1 protein-coding gene is annotated in these 1,200 nt (G+C 40.5%); it reads right to left on the bottom strand.

The features are described 5' to 3' along the window. The coding region (locus tag CDZ78_RS20665) for an IS701 family transposase (protein WP_140414280.1) at nucleotides 1–943 on the bottom strand (943 nt) is incomplete at its 3' end. Between the last annotated feature and the right edge of the window lie 257 nt (nucleotides 944–1,200).

The raw sequence follows: 1,200 nt of genomic DNA on the forward strand, positions 1-1,200 counted from the left end.
CCTGAAGACTAGGCTTCCTGCATTTCCAGCAATACTTGCGACAGAACCCAACACACCCATAAGCTCTGACTGCACGTTGTTTTCCGTAGAGATTTACAGTATAGGACTTGGCTTCTTTTTGAACGGTTTTGGCCATTTCGGTCGCTGAACCCAGACGCTGTCCATATTTTTTATTTCGACCTCGTTGTCCCTTTTTTCTTTTTTCCGGACGGTCGTACAGTACATTATTACACCTTAACCGAGAGAGAATATTAAACCGGTTCCCGATGGCGTTGTAAACAGGTTTCCATAGGCCATTGTTACCAAACCAGCTATCCGTGACCGCTAATATTGGGCATGAGGAATAATGCTCTGCAATTCCAATTAACATAGTCCCGGCTTGAGTCATCTTGGTCTGGAAAGGAATAACTTCACCTCTTATCGTCGCTGTTTCCTTTTTCGCTTGAATCGTTTTTAAAGGAAGGTAGAACCGGAAATCTAAAAATAAGCATGCCCAACGTCCCTTTATCTGTTTCAACAATCCTACCGATACAATATTTTGTGCCCATGGATATTTGCATTGATTCGATTTGGCGGCATGATCAAAAACGGTTTCACAGCCAAATATTTTCTTCCCGACTTTAGTGCTAATCGAATCATCCAGCGCAACCAATATGCGACCATCCGTTTCAGGAGATGGAATCAACCCCCAGACGGTTTTCCACAATCCAGACCACGGCAAAGTTGAAGAGGCCATGAAGGTGTAGAAGCGCTTGTTCTTGTTCTTGATCTCAAACCCAAACAGGGTATCAAGGCAACGCCATACATTAGAGGTCATGGACGACGTAAAGGGAACGATAACGGACAGGATTGTGTAAACGAACAGAGAGGCTCGTTCGCGGCCTAAAGTGGTTTCAGAAAAATGGTCTTGAAGCGGGAGTAAAATATCGCGTAAAATGAACATGAATGAGACCGTTTTGTTTGTATAATCAATGTGTTAGACCCTTTTATTATACACCAAAACCAGGTCTCATTCATCATTAACCTGTTGTTTTTAAAATAAATTATTTAGTTTTTTGAAAAGAAATCTCGAGTATATTAGTAAGTGGTAATATTTTTCAAAATAAGCTATCGCTAATATTCTAGTGCGTTAAAAACTAGGAAACTTCAGTCCACATTAACCAAACCCTAAAACAATTTAGAGGATATTAAAAATGAAAT

The sequence above is a fragment of the Bathymodiolus platifrons methanotrophic gill symbiont genome (assembly GCF_002189065.1).
In the GTDB taxonomy this organism is placed as follows: Bacteria; Pseudomonadota; Gammaproteobacteria; order Methylococcales; family Methylomonadaceae; genus Methyloprofundus.